The 2,729-nt window shown below is 62.1% G+C and carries 3 protein-coding genes; all 3 read right to left on the reverse strand.

Annotated elements, in window-relative coordinates; genetic code table 11:
• The coding region (locus tag EOA85_RS32000) for a serine hydrolase domain-containing protein (RefSeq protein WP_164760019.1) at window positions 1–1,143 on the reverse strand (1,143 nt) is incomplete at its 3' end.
• Between the two features lie 193 nt (window positions 1,144–1,336).
• Window positions 1,337–1,738 (reverse strand): hypothetical protein, encoded by a 402-nt coding sequence (locus tag EOA85_RS32005; RefSeq protein ID WP_127212396.1) that lies wholly within the window; start codon window positions 1,736–1,738, stop codon window positions 1,337–1,339.
• A gap of 7 nt (window positions 1,739–1,745) precedes the next feature.
• The gene (locus EOA85_RS32010) at window positions 1,746–2,273 is read right to left on the reverse strand and encodes a CPBP family glutamic-type intramembrane protease (protein ID WP_127212397.1); all 528 of its coding nucleotides are present in this window, start codon (window positions 2,271–2,273) and stop codon (window positions 1,746–1,748) included.
• Window positions 2,274–2,729: the final 456 nt, after the last annotated feature.

Here is a 2,729-nt window from a genome sequence, read left to right on the forward strand (position 1 = left end):
GCTGCTGAGCATCTTGGCGCTCATCCGGTTGGTAACGTAAGCGAAGGCGATGCCCGTCTCAGGGTCGGCGAATGCGAGTGAGCCGCCGGCGCCTGGCGCGCCGAATGCGCTCGGGCTGCCCACCGGCCACTCTCGCGATGACTTCATGAATCCCAACGAAAACTGCGCCTCGGCTCTGATGCCGTCGTCGTAAAAGCCATTGGCCGACGGCAGCGCCGGCGCCTTCAGTGCCTCAAGCGTGACCCTGCGCAGTCCCAGCTCGGCACCGCCCGATGCGAAGGCGCTATAGACCCGCGCCATGCCGCGCGCATTGCCGACACCGCCACCCGAGGGAACCTCCAAGTTCCGGGCATATACCGTTCGCTCGTCAATCACGATGCCGGCACCCGGATTGGTCAACAGCGCGCGATAGATCTCCGACTTGCGGTTGAAGATCGCGAGCGTCATCGGGAAGGGCATGCTGAAGATCATCTTCAGCATGCCCGCCTGAGTGAGGTGCGCAAGCCGCGAGTTCGGAATCGTTTCCGGAAGAAGGATGTAGAAGTCGGCGCCCAGTGGCGTTGCGATCTCGTCCTGGAAGAATTGGCCGAGGCTGCGGTGCCGGGGGTCGATGCGGCGCAGCAGCTCGCCCTGATAGAAGCCCAGGCTGAGCGCGTGGTAGGCCTGCCGCACTCCGGCCGGATAGGCCGGCTTCTCGTTGGCAAGCACATGAGCCAGTCTATCCAGGTCCGCGACCACAACTTTGTCGACTGTTGCCTCGAAGGCGAATAGCCCCGCCTGATGGGCAAGTAGCTGCCGCACCGTGATGTCCGCCTTGCCGTTGGCGGCGAATTCCGGCCAGTAGGTCGCGACGCGCTCGTCATAATCGAGCCAGCCGCGCGAATGTGCCAGCGCCAGCGTCATGGCGGCGAACCCTTTGGTCGCCGAATGGACCAGAACCATCGTGTCCTCCAGCCAGGGTCCACCGGTTCCCTTGTTCCTGACGCCACCCCAGACATCGACGACTTTCTCGCCGTGGAGATAGATGCAGCAGGCGCCCCCGAGTTCTCCCCTGGAGACGAAGTTGTCGCGGAAGGCATCCATCACGGGCTCAAAGCCCTTACTCACATGCCCATGGATCTGCGTCTCGCGTGCACCGGCCATGATCGACTCCTTGCGAGTGAATACCGTCAGTCAATATAGGAGCTTGAAGCTGAGCCCACTTTGATCGGGGTCAAGAGGCGGACGCGGTTCGAGGTTTTCGGGCGCTTGGGCTTCGTCCGTCAGTAGAGTTAAGAGCATTTTGTGGATCGCCGATCGATTGCACCTCCGCCATCCCTGTGGGGTCTCAGCGTGCTCAGCGATTCTGCCGGGCGGCGCGTCTCGTCTGTACCAACGGAAGAAGAGCGAATGCGATCTGGCCTGCAAGGCCGAGCTGATCGGCAGGTCGGGCATAAAGGGCCAAGTGCTCTGCAATGCTGCGGCCCGACACAAGAGAGATTGCGGCTTCTGTCAGAAGCAGCAGAGCGAAAGCTATTGCTCCCATAATTGCCGCACCCGTAAGCCGCATCGGCCATCTGGCCAGGATGCGCCTGCAGATCGCCCAGGCGGTAGCGAGGATCACCGGCAGCTCCACACCCACCGCCAGAACCGGTCCCAGCGCCGGCTCCAGAAGCATCGTACGCACAACACCAAGTCCGAAGCCGACCGCGAATATGGCGGCGAAATAGACTGCCCCTGCAGTCAGTGCCCGACTCATGCGGCCATCACCGTACAGTGCCCGCCTGCTGCAGCTGCGGCCGGCGGACAATCAGGACGTCAGAGCCGATCAGAACGACGAGAGAGGCGACAGCCGTGGCAAGAAGCGGTATTTGCGGCACCGTGAAACCGCCGAGCTTGTCGGTCGCGGCAAGAGCCTGCACCACGCCGTACACGCCCAGGAAATTGTGAAAGGCGATCGTCGCGTAGATGTCTCGCGAGGTGAAGAAGAATGCGCTCGTCAGGAGGCCTATGGCGGTGAGCAGCACTACCATGCCGATCGAGTTGAACGGGGGACTGTGGGCGAAGTGATAGATACCGAAGAGCAGACTTGCAACGAGTGCTGCGCCCGTCACCGAGGCCCAGCGCGAGGAGCCGAAAGCGCCCGTCAGAACGCCGCCCAACAACGCCCAGCATACGAGCACCTCGGCGACGGAAACGGCAAACACCTGAGCATAGGCGTTCAGGATCACCATCGGGTTCGTGGAAGGCGCTCCCTGGATGAAATAGAGGGCAAGCCCGAGGCCAACGCCCACGATGATCCACGGAATTGACGGCGAGCGCTGACCGAAGCCTGTATGTTCACGGTTTGCTGCACCAGACGAGATCGTAAACCTTAGCACAAGAAGCGCGCCTATGATGCTGCAGGCGGTGATTCCTCCTGACTGGCGGCCAGTGTGTCTGCCGTCCAAACGGCGGCCGAATGACGTTGTGAACACCGCGCACGGCTGCGGAAGTTTGCTCTAGCCTGATTCCGGTTCATCGTGAGCGGCCGCTGTGGAGAAGCCGTGTGAGCGTTCGGAAATGGCGCGACCTTCCGGTTCGCAGACCGGAAGAATTGACCCCAATCCGGTCATTCCTGAGGCTGTCTGTCCGTAAAAGCCGACCTTCACCGAACCGAGGCTCATGAACGTTCAGACTGAACGACCCGCTCGCGCGGGAGGGGCGGCTTCGCGGTTGGTGCGCAGCGTCGATGAGGTCGTGAACGATGA

The sequence above is a fragment of the Mesorhizobium sp. M5C.F.Ca.IN.020.29.1.1 genome, from assembly GCF_003997375.1.
Taxonomy (GTDB): domain Bacteria; phylum Pseudomonadota; class Alphaproteobacteria; order Rhizobiales; family Rhizobiaceae; genus Mesorhizobium; species Mesorhizobium wenxiniae.

Coding starts and splice junctions, on each gene's coding strand:
- EOA85_RS32005 (WP_127212396.1), bottom strand. CDS start 1,738: ATGAGTCGGGCACTGACTGCAGGGGCAGTCTATTTCGCCGCCATATTC.